Origin of the sequence: Psychrobacter halotolerans, from assembly GCF_039680845.1 — a bacterium.
Classification (GTDB): Bacteria; Pseudomonadota; Gammaproteobacteria; order Pseudomonadales; family Moraxellaceae; genus Psychrobacter.
The window spans coordinates 288,009-313,354 of record NZ_JBDKWD010000003.1; the positions used below are offsets into that span (position 1 = coordinate 288,009).

The following is a 25,346-nucleotide window of genomic DNA, read 5'->3' on the forward strand; positions in this document are numbered from 1 at the left end:
ATACAAGGCTTTTGATAAAAAACGAAACCTTGATAAAAAATTAAGTGCCCGAAAACATGGGTAACGCTGCCGCATGGCGACCGTCATAGCTGCTGGCAAGCGCGTTAAAGGCTTGACTGATATCCGAGATGGACTGCATGTCATGTTCGCTCAGTACGAAGCTGTCAACGCCTGCACGTAATAAATAAGCGATTTGGTCACGGCCAAACTTGCCTGCGATACGAATCTCACCTGTATAACCGATTTGGCGCAAGGTTTGCGCGTAACTAAAGCCGCGACCATCAGTAAAGACCGGAACATGAATCACGATCAAATCTTGCTGCAATAAAAATTCGGGTAAGCCTAAGAGAACCCCAGTATCGCTATCGGACGTGATCCAAACGCCCACACGGCTGGCATGTTGACTCACCAATTCGCGTACTTCTTGTAATAGACCGCCAGCAAGGCTGCCTTCTTTATCCAATAGATCAGCAAGCGGTAATACGACTTCAAGCTTTTCTTGTTTTTGTAGTAGCTCAAGTAGTGAGAGGTGCGATAGGGCAATACCGTCTGGTAGCGCATCAGTATGAAGCGCAAGCCACGTGTCGTCTTGACTGATATCGACCCCATCACTGTTTAGCACATGATGATTACCCATAGACCTTCTCCTTAAAGGGCGCGATACCAACACGATCCACCAAATCACCGAAACGCTCTACGTCATTATCATTGCTGACGCGCTGCTCTAAATAAACGTCCAATATTTTTTGTAAGGTAATCGCCACATCGGTGGCGGGTACGGCTTTGCCCAATATCTTACCGATCTTGGCATCGTTGCTTGAGTTGCCGCCAAGGCTGATCTGATACCAATGCTCACCCTTTTTATCGACACCCAAAATACCGATATCGCCAGTATGATGATGCGCACAGGCGTTCATGCAGCCTGACATATTGAGTCGAATCTCACCCAAGTCGTACAGGTAGTCTAGATCATCGAACTGTTTTTCGATTTGCTCAGCGATATTGTGTGTGGTGGCATTGGCAAGTGAGCAATAATCCCAGCCCGGACAGACGATCATATCGGTGAGCGTGTTGATGTTAGCGCGTGCCAAATGTAGCTCAGACAACTGTTGCCATAACTCATATAACTGATTGGTTTGTACATCAGCGAAGACCAGATTCTGCTGGTAGGTACCGCGCAACTCGCCAAAACTGTATTTGTCGGCAAGATCGGCGAGGGCGTCCATTTGCGATTCGCTCAAATCACCTGATGGGATATAGCGACCATCGACCACGCCAGCTTTTAGGGAAATCACCACAGCACGATAGCCTGCGATTTTATGGGCGACCGTGTTTTGATTGTACCAATTGGCAAATTCTTTATTGGCATCAAGCTGTTGTTGCAATTCTGACTGTACTTGTAGCGCATCAAAGCTGGCATAATCAGGCTCCGTAAAGAAGCTGCTGGCAGTCGCAAAATTGTCCTCAGTCAAGGTAAGCGGACCGTCTTTGGTATGTGCTTGCCATTCAGCTTCGACCAATTTGGCAAAAGCGGGGCCGCCCATGCTTTCAACCAATATCTTGATACGGGCTTTGTATTTATTGTCACGGCGACCATGCAAGTTATAAACGCGCAAAATCGCATCTAAATAGCTCAGCAGGTGCTGACGCGGTAAAAACTCATTGATTACTTTGCCAATCACAGGCGTACGGCCAAGACCGCCACCGACCAATACTTCAAAGCCAAGCTCACCAGCTTCATTGGTTTTTAAATGAAGGCCGATGTCGTGTACTTGCGTGGCAGCGCGGTCATTGGCAGTGCCGACGACTGCGATCTTAAATTTACGCGGCAAAAAAGCAAATTCAGGGTGAAAGGTTGACCACTGACGAATAATCTCACAATAAGGACGCGGATCGGCAATCTCTTCTTGATGAATACCAGCATAAGGGTCGGTTGTGGTATTACGAATACAGTTACCTGAGGTTTGGATGGCATGCATCTGTACTGAGGCAAGCTCCGCCAAAATATCTGGCACGTCTTCAAGCTTTGGCCAATTCAGCTGAATATTGGTACGGGTAGTAAAGTGCCCGTACCCTTTGTCGTATTTGCGCGTGATCTCTGCCAACTTACGCAGCTGGTAAGTGGCAAACAGACCATAAGGAATGGCAATACGCAGCATTGGCGCATAACGCTGGATATAAAGACCGTTTTGCAAACGCAGTGGCAAAAATTGCTCTTCTGGTAGCTCACCTGCCAAAAATCGTTCGGTTTGGTCACGGAACTGGGCAACTCGTTCTTCTACCAAAGTCTGATCAGCGTAATTGTATTGATACATGACGTAATCTCAGTTTTTTAATCTTAAAAGCGGTGATAAATGATGAATGGGTGCGTGTATTAATAGGTAATTACAGTTGGCACCAATCACATCATAAATAATTCAGCTTACCATCATATAAGCTTGCCTCTATAAACATAAATTCCTATCTGACATATCCATATCCAAACACAGCATAAATTTTCATATAGAAAGTTAGGTAGCCTATGCGTATCAAATCTAACGTCTGATGACAGACGAGTAACCACTATATTTATCATTGATTCACTTTAAAACCGATACAGTGCTACAGGGATAAATTCTTTTTGCCTGCTGTTCGCAAGTGTGACAGAGGCGACAAAAAATTTATCCCCGCAGCGTATAACCCGTAGCATATAGTTAGTCACGCAGCTATTCACGTATCGATCTATCTTAAACTGACTTTAGTGTCTTTTTGCATTATTTCTTATTTTTTCTAATCTCTTTTTTATTAAGGTTTTAATATTCCTATGACCCAGAATCAGAATCAACATCAGACCCAATCAAAATTGGTTCCTCCACACGGTAGCCCAGTACTCAAACCACTATTATTAGAAGGTGACGCCCGCACGCAAGCGCTACAGCTTGCCAGCACTTTGCCGACCATTACATTAAGCTCACGAGAGCGCGGTGATTTGATTATGTTTGGTATCGGCGGTTTTACGCCATTAAACGGTTTTATGAATCAAGCTGACTGGCAAGGCGTGGTCGATAATATGCGCCTGCAAAGCGGCGACAATGCTGGCTTGTTTTGGCCAATTCCGATCACCTTGTCTGCGCCTAAAGAAACGGCTGACAGTCTGACTCAAGGCGATAAAGTCGCTTTGGTTGCGCAAGATGGCGAAGTCATGGGCATTTTGACGGTGGAAGAAACCTATACCATCGACAAAGAATATGAGTGCGAAAAAGTATTTACCACGACCGATGCCGATCATCCAGGCGTACAACAAGTATTGAATCAAGAAGCGGTTAACGTTGCAGGTAGCGTTGAAGTATTGAGTGAAGGCGAGTTCCCAACGCTTTATCCAGAGATTTATAAAACACCCGCTGAGACGCGTGAAATCCTAGACGCCAAAGGCTGGAAAACGGTTGCTGCATTCCAAACACGTAACCCGATGCATCGCTCGCACGAGTATTTGGCTAAAATTGCCATCGAGATTTGTGATGGCGTGTTGATTCACTCCTTGCTTGGTGCATTAAAGCCGGGCGACATTCCAGCAGAAGTGCGTCAAGAAGCGATCAAAACCCTGATTGACAACTACTTTAGAAAAGACACGGTCATTCAAGCAGGTTATCCACTTGACATGCGTTATGCAGGGCCACGTGAAGCATTACTGCATGCGGTATTCCGTCAAAACTATGGCTGTAGTCATCTGATTGTTGGCCGTGATCATGCAGGCGTTGGTGATTATTACGGAGCGTTTGATGCGCAGACCATTTTTGAATATGTTGGCAAAGACGATTTGATTACGCAGCCGTTAAAAATTGGCTGGACCTTCTGGTGTAATGCCTGTAACGCCATGGCCTCTGACAAAACCTGTCCGCACGATGCCAGTGAGCATGTCAAAGTCTCAGGGACAAAACTGCGTAAAGCCTTGTCAGAAGACGAGGAGGTACCAGAAAACTTCAGTCGTCCTGAAGTCTTAGAAATCTTGCGTAATTACTATGCAGGTATCGCTCGCGAAGAGCGTGCCGAGGTGAAGCTAACAGGCGCTTCTGCGGTATAAGTGCTTGTCTGTAGTATAAGAGAAGGGGTCAGGCTTATTGTCTGACCCTTTTTTTGTGATAGTCGCTACTCAATAAAATCGATATACAACCTGATAATGCGTGGCTGGTACAAATTTTTCTTGCTGGCTGTAGCGTTGCTGACAGAGGCGGCAAAAAATTTATCCCAGCCATGTTGGCTCTTTTTTATAGTGATCTTACTATAACGTCAAATACTTGGTTTATTAAAAAATGTGATTGCTAAAAGTTTTTGTTTATTCTCATCTTTCTTAACTGCTTGTTAAAAAACATTGGCCTTAGCATCAATCAGCAGATCACTTATGCCAAGTTACTCACTCGATAAGCTGATTCGTCATTAAGCCTTTGCCAAACAAACTGCTAGCATAGTTCTCATCATCCATAGAACCGTACGCCACTTATTAATTTTATAAGCATTCTAAAAAAATGGTTCTAGCCACTTTATCAAAAACATTCGTGCAATTAATGAGCAGAAAAATGACTAAAATAAGCCAAAAAACCGTATCTCATCATGTTAATAAAACCAATGCCCAAGACACGACCGTCTCTAGAACTAAAAACATGCAGACGCGTATTCTTAGCATGAGTGGCGTGCTGGCAATAGCGATGCTCACTACTGGCTGTGGTTCTAACGAAGCCAAAACCACACAAGGCGCGTCAAACACAACAGGTGGTCAAACAGACGTTAGCCTATTGAATGTCTCTTATGACGTGTCGCGTGATTTTTATAAAGACTACAACGAGCTTTTTGGTGCAAGTTATCAAAAAGAAAACCCAAATAGCGAAATAAAAATTAACCAGTCGCATGGCGGCTCCAGTAAACAAGCACTGTCTGTCGCCAATGGCTTGCAAGCGGATGTGGTGACGTTTAACCAAGAAAGCGATATGAATCTGTTGGTCGAAAAAGGCTTGGTCTCTGGCAACTGGCGAGAAGCATTACCAAACAACGCCGTGCCTTACACCAGTACCATGGTGCTACTCGTGCGGAATGGCAATCCAAAAAACATCAAAGACTGGTCAGATTTAGCCCGTAATGACATTAATGTGGTCATGCCAAACCCCAAGACCAGCGGTACGGCGCGTTATGCCTTTTTGGGGGCTTACGGTTACGGATTACACAGCTTTAACGAAAACCCAGAAAGCCATACCAAAACCGATGCGCTTATCAAAAAAATGCTGGCAAACGTCGTCACTTATGACAATGGTGCACGCGCCGCGACAACCAGTTTTACTCAGCGCGGGCTTGGTGATGTGCTGATTACGACTGAAAACGAAGCGCATCTAGCCAGTAAAAACTTTGCCAAAGAACAAGTTGATATCGTTTATCCAAGCTACTCTGTTTTGATCAATAACCCAGTGGCAGTCGTGACAGCGGTCACTGATAAGGCCGGGAAAACAGAGGCGGCAACCGCTTATCTAAAAGGACTATGGGACACGCCTGCGCAGGATCTCATGGCGCAGATGTATATGCGTCCTAGCAATGAGCAAGTCCTTGCCGCCCATAAAGACACCTTGCCTGCGATCACTACCTTTGATCCTGTGAGTGTTTTTGGGTCTTGGGATCAGATTATGGCTACCTTCTTTGTCGATGGTGCACGCTTTGATGCGCTGGCACGTGCCCAGTAATCCTTGTAATCCATGCTTTAACAAAATCCCTGACTAGCAAACTGTCAATCAAAGAAGCGGCGAATACGACAAGGAACGTCGCGCTTCTTTATAAGGCTGGCAGTCTGTACGTCTTTTATCTACTGCGTTGTATTAACTGCTTGAAAATGTTTGGCTTATAGCCTTGTTATTCCGTTTTGGCAATAACATACGCATATTCATCATTAAACATAATAAGATGGCGCTGTTAGCATACGGTATTGTTTAACAAATACCTTTGAGAAACTTATGACATATGCCGCGCAGTATCAACAAAAAAGTAAAATATTCAATGTGCCACTTAACGCCCTAGGTATTGCAGGCGTTGCACTGACGCTAGGTCTGGCTGGCTGTAGCAACAATGAGCAGGCAGAGACGGCGAATGCAGATGGGACCGCTGCGACCACAGACAGTCAAAATATCGAGCTGTTAAACGTCTCTTATGATGTGGCGCGCGACTTTTATAAAGATTACAACCCATTATTCGTTGAGCATTATAAAGCGGAACATCCAGACAGCAATATCAGCGTTAATCAGTCGCATGGTGGTTCAAGTAAGCAAGCGCTTTCTGTGGCAAACGGCTTGCAAGCAGATGTAGCAACCATGAACCAAGGCTCTGATATTGAGCTGCTTGAGAAAAAAGGGTTGGTTGCGTCAGATTGGCAAAGTAAGTTCCCAGATAATGCGGTGCCATTTACCAGTACCATCGTGTTTTTGGTGCGTAAGGATAATCCAAAAGGCATCAATGATTGGGAAGATTTGACCAAAGACGGTGTCGAGATTGTTTTGGCCAACCCAAAAGTGACGGGCAATGGTCGTTATGCCTTCTTGGGCGCGTATGGTTACGGTTTGCACGCCTTTGATAACGATGAAACCGCTGCCAAAAGCTATATAAGAGACATGCTCCAAAACGTCAAAGTTTATGAAAATGGCGGACGTGCTGCCACCACAACGTTTGTACAGCGCGGTATTGGCGATGTGCTGGTAACGTTTGAGAATGAAGCCAATTTAGCTGCCACTGATTTTGGCGCGGGTAAAGTCGATATCGTTTATCCCAAATACTCTATTAAGTCAGAAAGCCCAGTGGCGGTCGTCACATCGGTGACAGACAAAAAAGGCACCACAGAGGCGGCAAAGTCCTATCTTGATTATCTATGGAGCGAGCCTGCTCAGCAGCTGGCCGCCGACCTATATTTACGTCCTAGTGTCAAAAGCGTTCTTGATAAAAACAGCGACAAGTTACCACCCGTTGACACCTTTCGCCCAAATGATGCGTTTGGATCATGGGATGAGATCATGAGTACATACTTCAGCGATGGTGGGGTGTTCGATCAACTGGCTGTGAACGCACCAGAATAGTGATCGTTCAATAATAACGCCTGTCGAATAATGACAGCGCTCACGATGAGCGATATGCCATCAGTATGAGCATTGGGTCATGAACCCACCTAAAGGACATGGCGTTCTACGCTATGTCCTTTATACCATAATCCTTTAAATACGCTATGTCCTTTATAAACCAGTTCTTTACCAACAGACGGACCAACCATTAACCCGATACAACATGGTCATGATAAGTACCATCAGATAGGCAATAGGACACTACCATATGAGTGCAACATCTTCTTCTACCAGCAGTCCTCCTAAAAAAGGCTGGCTGACACGTTTGCGTCAACGCAATGTGCTGCCGGGGTTTGGTTTAAGCATGGGCATCACTGTCTTTAGCTTATCGTTATTGGTGGTTTTACCGTTTGCGATGATGGCTTATACCACCACACAAATGGGCTGGAGTGGCTTTTGGGAGACGATTACCCAGCCGCAGGTCACAGCCGCTATTAAATTGACGTTATGGATGTCGTTTTTGGCGATGCTCACCAACATGGTATTTGGGACGCTGGTGGCATGGGTATTGGTGCGTTATGAGTTTTGGGGCAAGTCGCTAATCAATGCACTGGTCGATCTGCCATTTGCTTTGCCAACGGCGGTCACTGGTATCTCGCTTGCCACACTTTATGCCCCGAATGGCTTAATCGGTCAATGGTTTGAAAGGTTTGACATTCAAGTGGCTTTTACCCCGATTGGCATCTGGCTTGCCTTAGTGGTGGTGAGTTTTCCTTTTATTGTACGTGCGGTTCAGCCTGTCTTGGCCGAGTTATCCGTTGAATTTGAAGAAGCCTCAGCGGTATTGGGCGCCAATCGTTTAACCACTTTTCGCAAGGTTATTCTGCCAGAGCTGTTACCTGCTTTGTTGATGGGCGCGGGGATGATGTTTGCCCGTGCTACTGGCGAGTATGGTTCGGTGATTTTTATCGCAGGTAACATTCCCATGCAGTCTGAGATCTTACCGCTGATTATTATTAGTAAACTTGAGCAGTTTGACGTTCAAGGTGCCTCCGCCGTTGCTTTATTCATGCTGCTCATCTCCTTTGTGATTTTGCTAACAATTAATATTGTCCAGTGGAAACTGTCGCGCCGCGTAGGAGCCCACTAATATGCAAATATCCAATAGCTACGATTACCAAAGCAATCCTGCGACCAAAGACACGCCGTGGGTACGTCGCATCTTTATTGCGATTGCAGTACTATTTATGGTTGTCATGTTGGTCATACCACTGTTGGCGGTATTCTATGAAGCCTTTAAAAGTGGCTGGCAATTATATGTGGCCTCGCTGGTTGATCCAGAGGCATTAGAAGCGATCAAGCTTACCTTAATCACGGCCGCCATTGTTCTGCCAATCAACATGGTCATGGGTATCGCTATCGCTTGGCTGGTCACGCGGTATCAGTTCAAAGGCAAACAGCTGGTGACCACCTTACTTGATTTGCCGTTTTCGGTATCACCCGTGGTGGCAGGTTTGATGTTCGTATTGTTATTCGGCCTTAACTCTACCTTGGGTGGCTGGCTTGAGAGCATGGGGTTTCAAATCATCTATGCGGTGCCCGGTATTGTTTTGGCCACCTTGTTTGTCACTTTCCCATTTGTGGCCCGTGAGCTGATCCCTTTAATGCAAACGCAAGGCGACTCTGAGGAGCAAGCGGCGCTGACTTTGGGCGCGACAGGTTGGCAGACTTTTTGGCACGTGACCTTGCCAAATATCAAATGGGCGCTACTGTATGGTTTGATTTTGACCAATGCGCGTGCGATGGGCGAGTTCGGTGCGGTGAGCGTGGTATCAGGTCATATTCGCGGTGAAACCAATACCATGCCGTTGTTGGTTGAGATTGCTTATAACGACTATAACTTTACCGCCGCCTTTGCCTTATCAAGTTTACTTGCTGCCTTGGCTTTGATTACTTTGCTCATTCAGCAAGTGATGACTAAGCTACAAGAGCGTAAGTTTGCCAAGTCCGAGCGATTGGCAAGCGCACCTGAGCTGCCAGTGAGCGCCAATGCGACCACTCCAGAAAAACAAGAGACGCCAAAAAGACCATAAGAGACACTATTATGAGCATTGAGATTCGTAACGTTAATAAAAATTTTGGTGATTTCACCGCCTTAGACAATATCAATATTACGGTACCTACCGGCAAGCTGACCACCTTGCTTGGGCCTTCAGGTTGCGGTAAGACGACGTTGCTACGTATTATTGCTGGTTTAGAATATGCAGACTCTGGGCAAATCTTGTTTGATGAGCTGGACGTGACCAATACACCTGTACAAAAACGCCATATTGGTTTTATGTTTCAGCATTATGCGCTGTTTCGGCATAAAAACATCGCGGACAATGTCGGATTTGGACTAACATTACTGCCAAAGAACGAGCGACCCAATAAAGCTGAGATTAATAAACGCGTCACAGAGCTATTGGAGCTGGTACAACTGCCACAAATCGCCAATGCCTATCCGCATCAACTGTCAGGCGGGCAGCGTCAACGTATTGCGCTGGCAAGAGCACTGGCCGTAAAGCCAAAGCTTTTGTTATTAGATGAACCATTTGGGGCATTGGATGCTAAGGTACGTAAAGAGCTACGCACATGGCTAAAAAACATACATCACGAATTGGGTATTACCAGTATTATGGTGACGCATGATCAAGAAGAAGCACGCGCGGTATCTGATGAGATTGTGGTGATGAATCAAGGACGAGTAGAGCAGGTAGGGACATCGGATGAGCTCATTCATAAGCCCGCCAATGCCTTTATTAGTGACTTCTTAGATCTTGTTTAACTTATTGGATCTTGTTTAATTTAGCGCCGGTATAAAAATCCTTAATCAAATAGCCATATATAAAAAAGACCTATCACTGATAGGTCTTTTTTTATGTTTTAAGCGGATGCCGACATATCAATGTCTTTATTTACTATTTGCTTATAAGTAATGTCTAAAATACTTAAGCACCATTCTGGTAAATCATCAGCAACTTCATACCACATCCACGTACCATCACGAACACAGCTCAAAATACCCAACTTCTTCAAATGATTGAGATGACGAGATATTGTGGGCTGAGGTTGATCTAAGATTTCGACCAAGTCGCCCACACAGCGCGCTTCTTTTTTGAATAAGATTTGAAATATTTTTAATCGCGTCGGATCAGATAAGACTTTAAATAACTCGATAGGTCGTATCGTAAAATTATTATCAGACATAGAACAATTCCAATGAAGCGGGGTTAATAGGGGTACAATATACCAGCAGTTTTGCACAAAATCGATTAAAAAATAAGCAAATTTACAGTTCGTCGCTAATTTACTACCTTTTATCGTATTTAGTTACATGGATATCTAACGGGACTGACACCAGTTAGACCTCTGATATATAGCGAAACCCTGATAACAACTAATGGCAAAACGCTATTGCAAATGATAATAATTATCGTTATTATAACTATAGTAATAAGCGCGATTTGAAAGGTAGGGAAACGCAGTTTGGTGACTCATCCAAAGTATCTGTTATTCGTGCTTCAATTAATAAGCAGTAAAAAGCTGTTGCTAAAGAGAGTTATCCAGAGGAGCCTGTCTATGTACGTATGTATCTGTAACGACGTAAAAGAAAAGCAAATTAAAGCCGCCATTGCGTCAGGCATTGATACCCTTGACGGTCTAAAAGAGACCCTCGACGTTGCAACCTGCTGCGGCTGCTGTGAGCCTATGGTTAATGATTATTTAGAAGAACATCACACCAAACTCGATGTATTGGCTTATGCGGTTTGAGCGTTAAAAGCCTCTTAATGAATTGATCTGTTAGCTCGACTGTGGCTTTACTTTCGTATAGCATAGATTTTTGTATAATATAGATGAAGTACTCAGCATTTTACCGTTGCCTTTAATGCGTTATTTATCGAAGTTGCATTGTTTATCAAGGGTGAACGGTAACTGTACCTATCACTCTTGTCCTTAGTTTATTTTATAGTACCTGTTCAAATTGTAGTATCTGCTCAAAATACTATCTGCTCTTCATTTACCTCCCATGTATAGCGAATAAGCCATTCATATCAAATAGAATGGTGCATTGTTATGTCCGCTAAAACTAGCTAATTATGATTCTCAACTAGCATCTTATTCTTAGTTCACAACATTACATGTGTGACCGCACCTATATGCTACTATACTCATCTAACGTCACAAGACATCTTATTGATGGTGATCTTTACGGATTCGTTTACTGACATGACGATCATCCTAGGATTGATTTTGAATGTTTGGTAGTGTGTAAAATATAAATAGAGGAGTACAGGGTATGATAGGTAGCCAAAAAGTCATCGATTATTTGAATTTTTTATTAGGCGGTGAGCTTGCTGCTCGTGACCAGTATTTCATACATTCAGAGATGTATGCTGAATGGCATTATGGCAAACTGTATGATCGTATCCATCATGAAATGGCGGACGAAACCCTGCACGCCCAAGCCATCATTCGCCGTATTTTGATGCTAAGCGGTACGCCGAAAATGAGCGTCAATGACATTAAAATTGGCAGCGACGTTCCTGAAATGTTGCAATTAGATCTGGACTTAGAATATCAGGTGCAGCAGCATCTAAAAGACGGTATCGCGCTTTGTGAAGAAGAACGCGACTATGTCACACGTGAGATGCTGGTTTTGCAGTTGAAAGATACGGAAGAAGATCATGCGCATTGGCTAGAGCAACAGTTGCGTCTCATTGATATGATTGGTTTGCCCAATTATCTACAAAGCCAAGTGGCTGAAGTCACTCCCAATCTTGTTTAATATCATGATGGATATGAACCGTTATAATGGCCAGTCAAAATAATAAATAGATAGGGAGAAAGATCATGAAAGGGGATAAAGAGGTCATTCGTGCCTTAAACAAAGTACTTGGACAGTCATTGATTGCCATCAATCAGTATTTTTTGCACGCACGTATTACCCGTCATTGGGGCTTAGAAGCGCTCAACGAAAATTTTTATAAGCAATCTATTGCTGAGATGAAATGGTCAGATGATCTGATTGCACGAATTTTGTTGCTAGACGGATTACCAAATTTGCAGGATTACGGCAAAATGTTTATTGGCGAAGATGTGCCAGAGGTAATCGATTGCAACTTACGTTTAGAAAAGCAGAAATTTGACATTATCACGGACGCCATTGCTCTGTGTGAGACAAAATCTGATTATGTCTCTCGTCATCTATTAAACACGTTAAAAGATGGCAATGAAGAATATGAAGATTGGCTTGATACTCAAGAAGATTTGGTTAAGAGCATGGGTGTAGAGCGTTACATCCAATCGCAAATCAATGATGACGATACGCCCTAAACAAGCGTCTTAATATGATTGATAATCAAGTTACATAAAAATGCCAGCGACTATGCTGGCATTTTTATGTCTAATATTTAGTAAAATCTATGGCTACTAAAATTGACGCTTCTCTTTTTGAGGATTCTTTTCTTGAGGCTTAGTACAGGATTAGTACAAGCCGCGACCATCTTCAGGCTTTAGACGCAAAAAGAACAGTCCTGACAAAATGGTTAAAATACCCATTACCCAAAACGTGGTCTGAAACGCGGCCAGGGTATCCATTTGCATACGCTCACGTAATAGATTCAAGACAGCGGCACCAAAGGCAATCCCAAAGCTAATCGCTAACTGCTGATTGACCGCCATTAAGCTGTTGCCACTACTGGTCTGTGTCCCTTGTAGATCACCGATAGTAATGGTGTTCATGGCACTGAACTGCATAGAGTTACAGGCGCCCATTAAAGTCAGAATGGGGATGAACCAGAGCCACTGCGCGGCGTCATTGAACTGTGTCAAAACGATGATAAGTGATCCCAGCAACGAGGTATTGTAGGCCAATACTTTACGGTAACTAAAACGCTGGATAATCTTACTCACAAATGGCTTGATACCGATGGCACCCACAGCAATAGGGGCAAGTAGCCAGCCTGCTTGTGAGGGCGAGTATTCAAATACTACTTGTAGCAGTAAAGGCAGTAAAAAGGGGATGGCGCTAATACCAAGCCGCGTAAAAAGGTTGCCAGTAATGCCGATACGAAAGGTGCGAATGTCAAACAAAGCCAGCGGAAACAAGGATGCGGGTCGGCGTTTGGCATGCCAGATATAAATACCAATCAGTAGACTGGCCGCCAACGCAAGCAACAAGCCATAAAACCCGCGACCCGATTGCGCACCAAACTCTACCGCAAGGGTAAACCCACAAGCGGCGGCCGCAAACAGTAAAAAACCCGTCCAATCAAGACGCTGAGTCTCCTCAAATAAAGCAGGTACGAGCTTTTTACCCATGATAAAACCTGCTATTCCCATTGGTATATTGATCAAAAATATCCAATGCCAGCTGGCATATTGCACAATATAGCCGCCCAAAACTGGCCCTACCAGCGGCGCGACCAATGCAGGGATCACCGCAAAATTCATGACCGTTAACAGCTTATTGCGCGGATAGGATTTAACCAAGATGAGACGGGCAACAGGTGTCATCATCGCCCCGCCAATGCCTTGAATGATACGTGAACCAATCAAAAAATCTAACGTTGGCGATACGGCGCATAATAGCGAGCCAATACAAAAAATGATGATGGCTGATAAAAACACGCGACGAGTGCCATATTTATCTGCCAAAAACCCACTCAGAGGAATGAAGATTGCCAAGGTTAGAGCGTAGCTGATGACCGCCCATTGCATCTTTAATGGCGACTCGCCCAATGCCTGTGCCATTTGCGGCAAAGAGGTGTTTAATATAGTGGCGTCTAAGATTTGCATAAACAACGCCACCGCTAGGACATAGGGCAGGTATTTATCTTGTGTGGGAGTGAGCGTTACCATGTATATCTCATTAGACATCTCATTATAGAACAAGCAGAGGCAGTACATTGCCGACCTGTATATGAACAGATCACTGTATAAGCTGGGTAGTATAAAAAAGACTCACTAACAATAACAGTGACTCAAAGTAACGATTGAGCGTCAAATCTTTAAGACATAAGCCAACTTGCGATAACATTGATTACAAGAGAGGACTTTAATGTAGGGGCAAATTTTCGTTATAGTGAAAATTCATGAGAGATATACACCAAAAAAATAAATTAAGGATAGGTTATGAGCCAAGATAATAATAAATCGAGCAATGAGTCTAAAGAGCAAGGCAATAGCTATGTACCGCCCAAGGTTTGGGTACAAGACAAAGACAATGGTGGTAAGTTTGCTAGTATTAATCGTCCGACGGCAGGCGCGCGTTATGAAAAAGAGCTACCTGTCGGTGATGCTCCGCTACAGTTGTATTCACTGAATACGCCAAATGGGGTTAAGGCCAATATACTGCTAGAAGAGCTGGCTGAGATTGGCGTTAAAGGTGCCGAGTATGATGCTTATAAAATTGATATCTCAAAAGGCGAGCAATTTGGTTCAGGGTTTGTCGCTATCAATCCCAATTCTAAAATTCCAGCGTTAGTCGATCACTCAAGCGATTCGGCGCAAACGGGCGATGAGACAAGCGAGCCTATTGCTATTTTTGAATCGGGTGCCATTTTGATGTATTTAGCAGAAAAATTTGGCAAGTTTATCCCTGCATCCGCTGGAAAGAAACGAGCAGACTGTTTGTCTTGGGTGATGTGGCAGATGGGTAGTGCGCCCTTTTTAGGCGGTGGTTTCGGTCATTTCTATGCCTATGCGCCTGAACCATTAGAATATCCTATCAATCGCTACACAATGGAAGCTAAGCGTCAACTTGATGTGCTCAATAAACATCTAGAAGACAATACGTATATGTGTGGTAGCAGCGAAGAAGACTATAACATTGCTGATATGATTATCTGGGCGTGGTATGGTCAATTGGTACTGGGCAAACTCTACGATGCGGCCGAGTTTTTACAAGTAGACGACTACACTCATGTGAAGCGTTGGGCCCAGAAAATTGCTGAACGTCCCGCTGTGAAGCGTGCGGTGGATTTGACCCTAAAACCGATTGATTAAATTGGCGGATAAGCTGAGAGACGGTAACTATTTATTTTAATAGTAAGGCTGATAGTAATTTACCTATCGGCCTTATTTTTTGCGTGAATTTATTAGGCCATACTTACTAGGTTTATCTTCGAATGGTTTAAAAAATCGTTTCTATCAGTGCCATAGTTAAATGTTCAATACGCCCAAATATATTCTTATATGATTATATAATGAAAAACATACTTGGATTTTACAATAAATTACATTAATATAACAGTTAGAAACATTAATACGTTAAGATAGCCGGATATTACTTTTACGGACGGGTGTTCATCTTCTACGATTAAAGAATACTCAATGAAAAGATCAACCCTCAATCGAACATAAGAGAGCCTCAATGACTCGGTTTTTAATAGTTTGATTTTCAATCATTTAGTTTTAACAAGTGAGTTTTTAATCATAACTTAGATTTTAATCAAACGGATGTCATGAACGCTCATCACCATCAATCGATGGATACCCATAAGCTTTTAAGGTCGTACCATATGACTTATTTAACACCCAATGCTAAAAATATAAAAAAGATTTCTCTGTCGATGATGAAATCCAGCAGACTGCTGCCTATCATTACTGCGGTCAGTGCCGCGCTGTTTAGTACCGTAAGTATGGCAGATACGGGCGTTGATTTTGTCAGTCAAGACTGGCAGGTTGCTTGTGACAACACACTGACTTGTCGATTGGCAGGCTATCAAGCAGAAAACAACAGCGAGCTTCCTGTTTCCGTTTTATTGGTACGCCGCGCAGGTGCGAACGCTGATGTGGATGCCAAAGTAAAACTTGGCGGCGCGAAAGATAGCTCGTCCAAAGCGTTGATGAAGCTTGGCGACCGTCATCGCTTATCGCTCTTTATTAACGGTAGAGATTATGGTGAAACTCAGACTTTTTCGACTGCCACAGGCGATGCGGAGTTTACCTCAGCACAGACTAAGGCACTAGTGGACGCCCTGACCAAGCCCAGTAAGATTGAATTGGTACTGCGTAATTCACGCTGGCAGCTTTCTGACAAAGGTGCTAGTGCGGTCATGCTAAAGGCAGATGACGTTCAAGGACGAGTAGGGACATCCAGTGCGTTTATTGATCGAGATGGTGTGACCAAGCCCAATAGCAGTGTCTCTTCTCAAAAACCTGCACCAAAACTAAATTTTGTGACGCCCAGTCCAAAAGCCGTTTCTACTAGTAATAAAAGGTTTGCGATGCGCGCCTCTCAACTAGCAGCGTTGATGGGCGGCACTATGAAAGAAGCCGATAATGACTGTCCAAACCTATCGAACAATTCGTCATGGGTGGTCAATCGTTTGAACGGCTCACAGCTATTGGTACAGCATGAATGTTGGACCGGGGCTTATAATGTCGGTACGGGCATGTGGGTCATGAATGACAGCAAGCCTTATAAACCAGTATTGGTGACCACCAGTGCAACTGGCTATAATAAAGGCAAGATAACCTCAGTACAAAAGGGTCGTGGTCTTGGTGACTGTATCGCCAAAAAAGAGTGGGTGTGGACAGGTAGAGCGTTTGAGAAGAGTCATGAAAGCACCACTGGGTTATGCCGCTTAATTGAGGCGGGCGGTGCATGGCAGCTACCTACCTATATTACTGAAGTGAGAGCGGCTCAATAGCCACCGATTTTTAACCTTATTTTTACATCACACTAAAAAACAGGTACAAATAATTTTTTAGTGTGATATACTGCGTCGCCACGTTAGCTTAGCCTATCGTGAATTATGAGATTGATAACATCGCCTGCGATTTTGGGTCTAGGACGACCATAAGTAATTGTTGCCGATGATTTTGTGTACTTAAATAACATTTTAAACATTGGTTATTTTTGACTCATATCTTATCCACTGACCGACAACTTGGTCTAGATTGGGTGTTATTTGCGGTTATCTGCTTTGGACAAAGCATCAATAACGCGTTTGTAGCAAACAAGGATAAGACACTCGGCACTACCACCAAAATACGTCAGACAGCACAAACGCATTTATTATAGGGATTTCAAGCTTCATTGGCTTGACGTCTTAATCATCGACACTTTTAGGTGTTTCGGTGATGTTTTAATAGAAGCTGCGTGGTGAACGGTTATCAGTGGTATGCATCAAGATTGCTGAATTTACAGCAACTTATACTTACCAAGGATTCTCATGACTGATATCTTATCTACAATCGCCGCTGAAAACGGCATCATCGAAAACACGAACACCACGCCAAATATTGATACTAATAATCAAGTAGCTGCTACTGACGCTACTGAAGAAAACAAAATCACCTTTACCGATCTTGGCATTGCCAAACCTATTCTTACTGCCCTTGATCGCAGTGGTTATACCAACCCAACGCCTATTCAAGAACAAGCGATTCCTTTTGCGCTAGCCGGTCGTGACCTTTTATTGTCAGCGCAAACGGGTAGTGGTAAAACGGCGGCATTCGTTATCCCAGTACTTGATCGTTTGAGCCGTGCCACTAGCTTTGACAAACTGACTAAAGCCCTTATTCTAACGCCAACACGTGAACTTGCTCAGCAAGTACATGACAGTGTGCGTACCTATTCTAAAGACATGCGCGGTTTATTCTGTGTGCCATTAGTGGGCGGCGCACCATACAATGGTCAGATTACTGCTTTGAAAAAAGGCGTTCAAGTTATCGTAGCAACGCCTGGTCGTCTACTTGACCATATCAATGCCGGCCGCGTTGACTTATCAAACCTAGAAGTATTGGTACTTGACGAAGCTGACCGTATGCTAGACATGGGCTTTGCTGATGATATCAGTGATATCCTTCGTGCAGCACCAATCGATCGTCAAACGATCATGTGTTCAGCCACTTGGGATGGCCCAGTCGGTAAAATCGCTGCCAGCTTCACTAAGAACCCTGAGCGTGTATCAATCAAAGTAGAATCAGCACACATTGAAGAAAAAGTGTACTACTGTGATGATTTTGATCATAAAAACCGTTTGCTTGACAAAATCGTTTGCCAGCAAGATATGGAACAGATCATCATCTTTGCTGCAACCAAACGTAGTACTGAAAAACTAGCAAAACAGCTACAAGAAGCAGGTCATAAAGCCAGCTTCCTACATGGTGACTTGCCACAAAGCAAGCGTAACCGTATCGTTCAAGACTTACGTAATGGCAAAGTCAAAATACTCGTAGCGACCGACGTTGCTGCCCGTGGTTTAGATATACCAGCCATCTCGCACGTTATTAACTATGACTTGCCACGTCAAACAGAAGATTACGTCCATCGTATCGGTCGTTGTGGTCGTGCTGGCCGTACTGGTATCGCTATCAGCCTATGTAGCATGGATGATCGTCCACAGCTAAACGCCATCAACCGTTATTTAGATCGCAAAATGGAAGTCTGTGTTATCGAAGGCATGGAGCCTAAGAAAACATACGTACCTAGCGAAAACAAAGGTAATGGTCGTGGCCGTGGTCGCGGACGCTCTAACGGCGGTGGCGGTCAAGGCCGTGGTCGTTCAAGCGGTGGCTATGCGGGTAAATCTAGTGGCGGTGGTCAAGGCCGTGGTCGCTCAAGCGACAGCGCAGCAACCAGCCAACGCGCCAGCAATGACAGCGGTTATCAAGGCAAACCACGTGATTCATCTGGTAAGCCAAATGAGCGTTCAGGTGGCAAGCCATATCAAGGCAAGCGCACTGGTGGCCCAAGCCGTGGCGATAGCAACGGTGTACCACGCGGTGAGCGTGCAGCAACCGGTCGCGGTCGTCCAAGTGGCAGCCAAGGTCGCCCAGCAGGTCGTTCAGACAGCCGTGGTCAAGGTCGTCCAAACGGCGGCAACCGTGGTAACAACTCGTAAGACTGTTATATTTGGCGATTAAAATCATTGATTTATTAATCGTCTAAAAATAGCATCAAAAAAGCCAGATACTTGTTATCTGGCTTTTTTGTGTCTACTGGTTGGTATCAGATCAACCGTTTTGAGTAGCAAGTACAAGATAGTAGCTTGCGCGTTTTTTTGCCCTTGTCTATACTGACAGGCTTTTATCATCTGCCTTGGAACCATTCGATGCTCGCTTTCTCAAGTTTAGCCATTGATAGTCTGCCGTTAGCGTTTGGCATCATTATGGCCATCATTGGTCTGGTCTTTTATACTCAAGGATTACCCGGTAAATTCTGGCGCCGATTTTATGCGGTATTACCCGGTATTGTCCTATGCTGCTTTATACCGGCCACGCTAAATAGTTTGGGCGTCTTTGCCGATGGGGTTGGTTCGCAGATTTATGGTTTTACAGCAACTTACCTGTTGCCTGCCAGTTTATTATTGATGACCTTATCTATGGACGTACCTAAGATATTGGGGTTAGGTTGGAAAGCAATCGCTATGTTCTTTGCGGCCAGTATCGCTATTATCATCAGTGGTCCGATTAGCTTAGGGATAGCCAAATGGGTATCACCTGAGATGTTTGTCGATGACACGTTATGGCGCGGATTTTCAGCCGTGGCGGGCAGCTGGATTGGCGGTGCAGCCAACCAAGCAGCAATGAAAGAGCTGTTTGGGGTTAGCGATGATCTATTTGGCATGATGATCTTGGTAGATGCGACCAATGCCTCATTATGGTTGCTGGCAATCTTAGTCATGGCCAAACATAGTGAAAAAATAGACCGTTTTTTAAGGGCAGATACCAGTAGTATCGATAAAGTTATTGCAGCTGTTGAAAGTTATGAGCGTGATCATGCTCGCCCTGCGACCTTAAATGACTTAATGGTGATGTTTGGGTTATGTTTTGCCATGGTTGGGGTCGCACACTTTGTCGGCGGACAAATCGCAGATTTTTTTACGCCGTACAAATGGGCAGTACAATATAGCTTTGCCAGCTCGTTTTTTTGGATGGTGGTTATTGTTACCTTATTGGGGGTTGGCTTCTCTTTTACCAAAGTTCGCAGGCTTGACCATGTGGGCGCGTCCAAGATGGGTACCGTCTTTATCTTTGTGCTGATTGCGGCCATCGGTATGCAGATCAATCTCGCTGGCATTGTCTCGCAGTGGCGCCTCTTACTGATTGGCTTCTTATGGATGAGTATTCATGTCGCCATTATTTTTGTAGTGGCAAGACTCATTCGCGCGCCCTTTTTCTTTTTGGCCGTTGGTTCTAATGCTAATACGGGCGGGGCATCATCAGCACCGATTGTTGCCACAGCATTTCACCCGTCACTTGCACCAGTTGGGGTGTTTTTGGGTATCCTTGGTTATGCGGTAGGGACCTTTGGTGGTTATATCAGTACGCAAATGATGCGGCTGGTAGTGGGGTAATGTTGATATTATTACTCTTATAGTCCTAGTTTTTCTCTTTTATAACGATCGAAAACCTGCATACATGCAGGTTTTTTTATTCATAAAATAATGGGTTAAGTTATCGTTTTGTCTGTCTATGCTACTAATACGTAAGCCTAGACAGGGCGTTGTATGAGTACGTGTTAACATTCCTGCCAATTGTATAAAAACAAATAGTACCGTCAAAAATAAACGACGATCCAATAGGAATTAATAGCATTATGGCAAGCCCCAAAAAATTAGAAAAAACAAATAAGACAAGCATACGGAACCAAACTCTTTATAACCATAACCAAGACACTATTCAGGTGAGAGGCGCGCGTGTTCATAACCTAAAGAACGTTGATGTTGACTTGCCACGTGATGCGTTGGTGGTCTTCACGGGTATATCAGGCTCAGGAAAGTCATCACTGGCATTTGGAACTTTATTTGCTGAGTCACAACGCCGCTATCTTGATTCTGTGTCACCTTATGCCAGACGACTGATTGATCAAGTCGATGAGCCAGACGTTGATACGATAGAAGGATTGCCGCCTGCCGTGGCCTTACAACAGCAACGAGGCACGCCCTCGGTGCGCTCGTCTGTGGGCAGCGTGACGACTATATCCAACGGTTTGCGTATGCTGTACTCACGAGCGGGTGAGTATCCCGCCAACCAAGAGATGCTATATGCTGATGCGTTCTCTCCCAATACACCAGAGGGTGCTTGTCCAAGGTGTTCAGGTATCGGCCGCATATTTGAAGTTACTGAAGACTTGTTAGTGCCGGATAATTCCAAGAGCATACGCGAGCGGGCGATTGCGGCATGGCCACCAGCATGGCAAGGTCAAAACCTGAGCCGTATATTGACCACACTCGGTTATGACATTGATCAGCCTTGGCACACACTGCCCAAAACAACCCGCGATTGGATTTTGTTCACGGATGAAACGCCAACCGTGCCCGTTTATCCTGAATACAACATTGAGCAAACACGCAAGGCAATCGAAAAAGGTGAGAAGCCAAACTACATGGGCACCTTTACCAGTGCCAAGAACTTTATTTTGCATTCTTTTGCCACCACCCAAAGCCCGCGCACCAAAAAACGCGTCTCGCAGTTTATGCAGATATCTGAGTGTCCAGAGTGTCACGGTAAGAAGCTGAAAAGAGAATCGCTGTCTGTCAAGTTTGCAGGCTTGGATATCGGTGAATTATCAAAGCTAACGCTGACTGAGATGGCGCTAAAACTTGAGAGGACAGCCAATCGTCAGATAGATGATGAGACAGCAAACCACGAAAAAGCCATTGTCGCCCAGCGTATCGCTAGTGATATTCTCTCTCGTATTGAAGCGCTAACCAGACTTGGTTTGGGTTATCTATCGCTTGAGCGTACGACGCCGACATTGTCGCCAGGTGAGCTACAGCGCCTGCGATTGGCCACGCAAATTCGCTCACAGCTTTTTGGCGTGGTCTATGTGCTTGATGAGCCATCGGCTGGTTTGCATCCTGCTGACACTCAAGCGTTGTTAGGAGCGCTAGATGAGCTGATTGCAGCGGGCAACTCGGTATTCGTCGTTGAGCATGACGTCAGTGTTATCAGACATGCTGATTGGGTGGTCGATGTTGGGCCAAAGGCTGGCACGCATGGCGGTGAGATTGTCTATAGTGGGCCTGTAGATGGGCTACGCGACATTGCACAGTCGCATACGGGTCAGTATCTTTTTGCTAAGACAGTATCTAAGGCAGATGCAAAATCCAGTAGCAGACAACCAGCGGCGTGGCTCAAACTTGCAAACGTCGAGCGCAACAACATAACCGGATTAGAGGTTGCGTTTCCGCTTGGGGTGATGACCAGTGTCACGGGCGTCTCAGGCTCTGGTAAATCCAGTCTTGTCAGTCAGGCGTTGGTAGAGCTTATCAATGAGGCACTGGGACAAAAAACCGTTGCAAAAGAGCCCGTGGGAGAAGCAGATTTGCTCGAGCAAGAGCTTGAAACCGCAACAGGCGGTGAGATTACTGCTGGCATGGCGCACGTACACCGCCTTATTAATATTAATCAAAAGGCAATCGGACGAACGCCGCGCTCAAACCTGGCAACCTATACTGGATTGTTCGACAACGTGCGCAAGTTATTTGCGGCAACCAAACAAGCCAACGCATCGGGTTATGATGCTGGTCGCTTTTCATTTAACACCGTAAAAGGACGCTGCCCAAATTGTGAGGGTTTAGGATTCGTTAGTGTTGAGCTGTTGTTTTTGCCCAGTGTCTATGCGCCTTGTCAGGTATGTCATGGTCAACGTTATGATAAAGAAACGCTTGCCATTACTTATCAAGACAAAAACATCGCTGAGGTGCTGGATTTGACCGTTGAAGCCGCTTATGAGTTCTTTGTCGATGAAGCGCCTATTTTGCGGGCATTGGATGCGCTGCTACAAGTTGGTCTTGGTTACCTGCGTTTGGGTCAACCAGCCACTGAGCTATCAGGCGGCGAGGCGCAACGTATCAAGCTTGCAACCGAGCTTCAACGTACGCAGCGAGGCGATACCTTATACATATTGGACGAACCAACCACCGGTTTACATCCTGCTGATGTGTCCATGCTAATGGCTCAATTAAATGGTCTAGTCGATGCTGGTAACACGGTCATCATGGTTGAGCATGATATGCAAGTGGCCAGTAATAGTGATTGGATTATTGATATTGGGCCGGGGGCAGGCGAGGAAGGCGGATTGATTGTCGCTCAAGGTACGCCAAGTGACGTCGCTCAATCAGAAGACAGTCGTACCGCTCCGTTTTTATTGGTATGAGAAAAATTTTGAGGGGGTTTAAGGGGCAAAAGCGCTAACCCCAATAATCGTTTGGACATTCGGGTAATTCAATCAACGTATTACGAAGGGCGGCTGACCATTGGCGACTGATGGTCTTGAAGTACTCATCGTCTTCTTAAATCAATGCTGATACATTGAACGCAATTGAAGTGAAGAATAAGGGAAGAGGTTATATGAAGATACGTCGTCATGTTTTGAAGCTGGCGAGTATAGGACTTGCCGCCACTATCAATATAAGCAGCTGTAGCAGCGAAGCACAGCAAGCGGCTCTGCCAGCAGGTAGCACGGTCGTTGCACTCGGGGATTCTTTGACTTATGGCTACGGTGCAAGCTCAGAGACCGCTTATCCTACGGTACTTACTGAGCTGACGACATGGACAGTCATTAACGCAGGTATCAATGGGGATACGTCCGCCGATGTACTTGCCCGAGTAGAGGATATTGCAAAACAAGCGCCTGATTTGGTGCTGCTTGGTGTGGGCGGCAATGATGTGTTGCAGCGTATTCCACCTGAAACGACGCGCGCTAATATTAACGCCACTGTGGACACATTGAAGTCTGCGAATATCGACGTTTTCCTCATTGCCGAGCCATACTTTAGTACCAGTGCATTGTTTGGCAAGGCAAGTGACAATCCAATATATGAAGAGATTGCTAAAGACAAAGAGCTGCCGTTGTATTCGGGCGGCTGGTCAACAATATTATCGGATGACACGTTAAAATCCGATCGAATTCATGCCAATGCCGCAGGCTATCGGCAATTTGCAGAAGGGCTGTATGAGTATTTAAAAGAGGAAGGCATCGCACAATAATGTGTTAGCAAAATTCTGCATTCAAAACATCAAACCCAAGTCAGTCAGTATGTGCTGATCTGGGTTTTTTGTTGCCTTTATCGTTTATAAATACACTTTTATTTACTTATTAAAAGACAAGTCTTGTGATAACTGCCAAGCGTCCGTAATATAAACCATGCAGACAACAATAGTCTATAAATTATAGTATGATATTACAAGACGAGAGCTTTTTATGAATGATGATGCAGTAAAGGTAGAGATATACGAAAGTGCAGATGGCAAGGCGCAAGTAGATGTACGTTTCGGAAAAGAGACCGTATGGTTATCCCAAGCACAAATGGCGGAGCTTTTCGGTCGCGACCAGTCCGTTGTTTCACGCCATATTACAAATGCTCTCAAATATGAGGAAATCTCTGAAAAAAGCAATATGCAAAAAATGCATATTGCTTTTTCTGATCGACCCGTGACTTTATACGACTTGGATGTCGTCATTTCGGTTGGTTATCGCATCAAATCACCGCAAGGTGTACAGTTTAGACGGTGGGCAACCCAGCGCTTACGTGAATACTTGGTGCAAGGATATACACTCAACCAACAGCGTCTTGATAAGAACGCTGCTGAATTACAACAAGCGTTAAACCTTATCAAAAAAACCGCTCAAAGTCCTGAGCTGAATACGGATGAAGGGCGCGGTTTGGTCGAAATCATCAGCCGCTATACACAGACGTTTTTATGGCTACAACGTTATGACGAAGGGTTATTAGACAATCCGGCAGGACAGGAAGGCGGCGTATTGCCCAGTCCGGCCGAAGCAATGGCAGCGCTCAATGATCTAAAATCTCAGCTGATAGACAGAGGCGAGGCGACTGAGTTGTTTGCTAAGCCTCGCGGCGATGGCTTGGACAGTGTGCTCGGTAATTTAGAACAAACGGTGTTTGGCGAACCTGCGTATCCGACGATTGAGAGTAAAGCGGCGCACTTACTGTACTTTATGGTAAAAAACCATCCTTTTACGGATGGCAATAAACGCAGCGGGGCTTTTTTGTTTGTGGATTTTTTACACCGTAATGGACGCCTGCTCAATGACCAAGGCGAGATGGTGATCAATAATACCGGCCTTGCCGCCTTGACCTTATTGGTGGCTGAATCTGATCCCAACCAAAAAGAGACCTTGATTAAATTAATTATGAATATGCTGTCGTTAGAGATTTAACGTTAAAAAACAAGCCTCGCTCCTTTTTTGTTTCTTTTTTCCTTGTAAACCTCGTGTATTTACGTTATTTTTTTTACGTTGTTTACATATCGTTTACC

At 44.7% G+C, this 25,346-nt stretch carries 20 protein-coding genes; 16 read left to right on the forward strand and 4 right to left on the reverse strand.

All coding sequences use genetic code 11. The features are described 5' to 3' along the window. Positions 1-40: 40 nt before the first annotated feature. Together AAJP47_RS07765 and AAJP47_RS07770 are read right to left on the reverse strand one after the other, a co-directional pair. Entirely contained in the window at positions 41-637 is a 597-nt protein-coding gene (locus AAJP47_RS07765) for a DUF934 domain-containing protein (protein ID WP_346717335.1), read from the reverse strand. After that, positions 630-2,315, reverse strand: a complete 1,686-nt coding sequence (locus AAJP47_RS07770; RefSeq protein WP_346717336.1) for a nitrite/sulfite reductase — start codon at positions 2,313-2,315, stop codon at positions 630-632. Before AAJP47_RS07770 ends, AAJP47_RS07765 begins: the two co-directional genes overlap by 8 nt. 488 nt (positions 2,316-2,803) lie before the next feature. Between AAJP47_RS07770 and sat the strand changes: the two genes are divergently transcribed. The 6 genes from sat (at position 2,804) to AAJP47_RS07800 (ending at position 9,888) form a co-directional block, all read left to right on the forward strand. Further along, positions 2,804-4,060, forward strand: coding sequence for a sulfate adenylyltransferase (gene sat, locus AAJP47_RS07775; RefSeq protein WP_346717337.1), 1,257 nt, complete (start codon positions 2,804-2,806; stop codon positions 4,058-4,060). A gap of 577 nt (positions 4,061-4,637) precedes the next feature. After that, a complete protein-coding gene (locus AAJP47_RS07780) occupies positions 4,638-5,702 on the forward strand; it encodes a sulfate ABC transporter substrate-binding protein (protein WP_346717467.1) in 1,065 nt (354 codons plus the stop codon). Between the two features lie 267 nt (positions 5,703-5,969). Beyond that, a complete protein-coding gene (locus AAJP47_RS07785; RefSeq protein ID WP_346717338.1) occupies positions 5,970-7,079 on the forward strand; it encodes a sulfate ABC transporter substrate-binding protein in 1,110 nt (369 codons plus the stop codon). 250 nt (positions 7,080-7,329) lie between these two features. After that, positions 7,330-8,211 (forward strand): sulfate ABC transporter permease subunit CysT, encoded by an 882-nt coding sequence (cysT, locus tag AAJP47_RS07790; RefSeq protein ID WP_346717339.1) that lies wholly within the window; start codon positions 7,330-7,332, stop codon positions 8,209-8,211. A 1-nt stretch (position 8,212) separates the two neighbouring features. After that, positions 8,213-9,154: a sulfate ABC transporter permease subunit CysW gene (gene cysW, locus AAJP47_RS07795; RefSeq protein ID WP_346717340.1), complete on the forward strand. Its 942-nt coding sequence runs from the start codon at positions 8,213-8,215 to the stop codon at positions 9,152-9,154. 11 nt (positions 9,155-9,165) lie between these two features. Continuing rightward, on the forward strand, positions 9,166-9,888 hold the full coding sequence (locus AAJP47_RS07800; RefSeq protein WP_346717341.1) for a sulfate/molybdate ABC transporter ATP-binding protein: 723 nt from the start codon (positions 9,166-9,168) through the stop codon (positions 9,886-9,888). 98 nt (positions 9,889-9,986) lie between these two features. Here the strand turns inward: AAJP47_RS07800 and AAJP47_RS07805 are convergent, their stop codons facing one another. Continuing rightward, on the reverse strand, positions 9,987-10,310 hold the full coding sequence (locus AAJP47_RS07805; protein ID WP_346717342.1) for an ArsR/SmtB family transcription factor: 324 nt from the start codon (positions 10,308-10,310) through the stop codon (positions 9,987-9,989). A gap of 372 nt (positions 10,311-10,682) precedes the next feature. On the opposite strand from AAJP47_RS07805, the gene AAJP47_RS07810 reads away from it, so the two are divergent. The 3 genes from AAJP47_RS07810 to bfr (AAJP47_RS07820) all read left to right on the forward strand — a co-directional run bounded on the left by AAJP47_RS07810 (position 10,683) and on the right by bfr (AAJP47_RS07820) (position 12,437). Continuing rightward, complete coding sequence (locus AAJP47_RS07810) at positions 10,683-10,874, forward strand: (2Fe-2S)-binding protein (RefSeq protein WP_346717343.1); 192 nt, start codon at positions 10,683-10,685, stop codon at positions 10,872-10,874. Between the two features lie 526 nt (positions 10,875-11,400). Then, positions 11,401-11,889 carry a bacterioferritin gene (bfr, locus tag AAJP47_RS07815; protein ID WP_346717344.1) on the forward strand — a complete coding sequence of 163 codons (489 nt, stop codon included), beginning with the start codon at positions 11,401-11,403 and terminating at the stop codon, positions 11,887-11,889. Positions 11,890-11,954: 65 nt separating this feature from the next. Then, the gene (gene bfr / locus AAJP47_RS07820; RefSeq protein ID WP_346717345.1) at positions 11,955-12,437 is read left to right on the forward strand and encodes a bacterioferritin; all 483 of its coding nucleotides are present in this window, start codon (positions 11,955-11,957) and stop codon (positions 12,435-12,437) included. A gap of 150 nt (positions 12,438-12,587) precedes the next feature. Here bfr (AAJP47_RS07820) and AAJP47_RS07825 read toward each other — a convergent pair whose 3' ends face one another. Continuing rightward, a complete protein-coding gene (locus tag AAJP47_RS07825; protein ID WP_346717346.1) occupies positions 12,588-13,964 on the reverse strand; it encodes a DHA2 family efflux MFS transporter permease subunit in 1,377 nt (458 codons plus the stop codon). A gap of 273 nt (positions 13,965-14,237) precedes the next feature. On the opposite strand from AAJP47_RS07825, the gene yghU reads away from it, so the two are divergent. The 7 genes from yghU (at position 14,238) to AAJP47_RS07860 (ending at position 25,248) form a co-directional block, all read left to right on the forward strand. Then, positions 14,238-15,110 carry a glutathione-dependent disulfide-bond oxidoreductase gene (gene yghU, locus AAJP47_RS07830; RefSeq protein ID WP_346717347.1) on the forward strand — a complete coding sequence of 291 codons (873 nt, stop codon included), beginning with the start codon at positions 14,238-14,240 and terminating at the stop codon, positions 15,108-15,110. A 515-nt stretch (positions 15,111-15,625) separates the two neighbouring features. Beyond that, positions 15,626-16,759 (forward strand): DUF1176 domain-containing protein, encoded by a 1,134-nt coding sequence (locus AAJP47_RS07835; RefSeq protein WP_346717348.1) that lies wholly within the window; start codon positions 15,626-15,628, stop codon positions 16,757-16,759. A gap of 525 nt (positions 16,760-17,284) precedes the next feature. Next, positions 17,285-18,958 carry a DEAD/DEAH box helicase CsdA gene (gene csdA / locus AAJP47_RS07840; RefSeq protein WP_346717349.1) on the forward strand — a complete coding sequence of 558 codons (1,674 nt, stop codon included), beginning with the start codon at positions 17,285-17,287 and terminating at the stop codon, positions 18,956-18,958. A 210-nt stretch (positions 18,959-19,168) separates the two neighbouring features. Further along, positions 19,169-20,413 carry a DUF819 family protein gene (locus tag AAJP47_RS07845; protein ID WP_346717350.1) on the forward strand — a complete coding sequence of 415 codons (1,245 nt, stop codon included), beginning with the start codon at positions 19,169-19,171 and terminating at the stop codon, positions 20,411-20,413. A gap of 242 nt (positions 20,414-20,655) precedes the next feature. Continuing rightward, positions 20,656-23,220 (forward strand): excinuclease ABC subunit UvrA, encoded by a 2,565-nt coding sequence (gene uvrA / locus AAJP47_RS07850; RefSeq protein ID WP_346717351.1) that lies wholly within the window; start codon positions 20,656-20,658, stop codon positions 23,218-23,220. A 194-nt stretch (positions 23,221-23,414) separates the two neighbouring features. Further along, positions 23,415-24,053 carry a GDSL-type esterase/lipase family protein gene (locus tag AAJP47_RS07855; RefSeq protein WP_346717352.1) on the forward strand — a complete coding sequence of 213 codons (639 nt, stop codon included), beginning with the start codon at positions 23,415-23,417 and terminating at the stop codon, positions 24,051-24,053. 214 nt (positions 24,054-24,267) lie between these two features. Continuing rightward, positions 24,268-25,248 carry a virulence RhuM family protein/type II toxin-antitoxin system death-on-curing family toxin gene (locus tag AAJP47_RS07860; protein ID WP_346717353.1) on the forward strand — a complete coding sequence of 327 codons (981 nt, stop codon included), beginning with the start codon at positions 24,268-24,270 and terminating at the stop codon, positions 25,246-25,248. Positions 25,249-25,346: the final 98 nt, after the last annotated feature.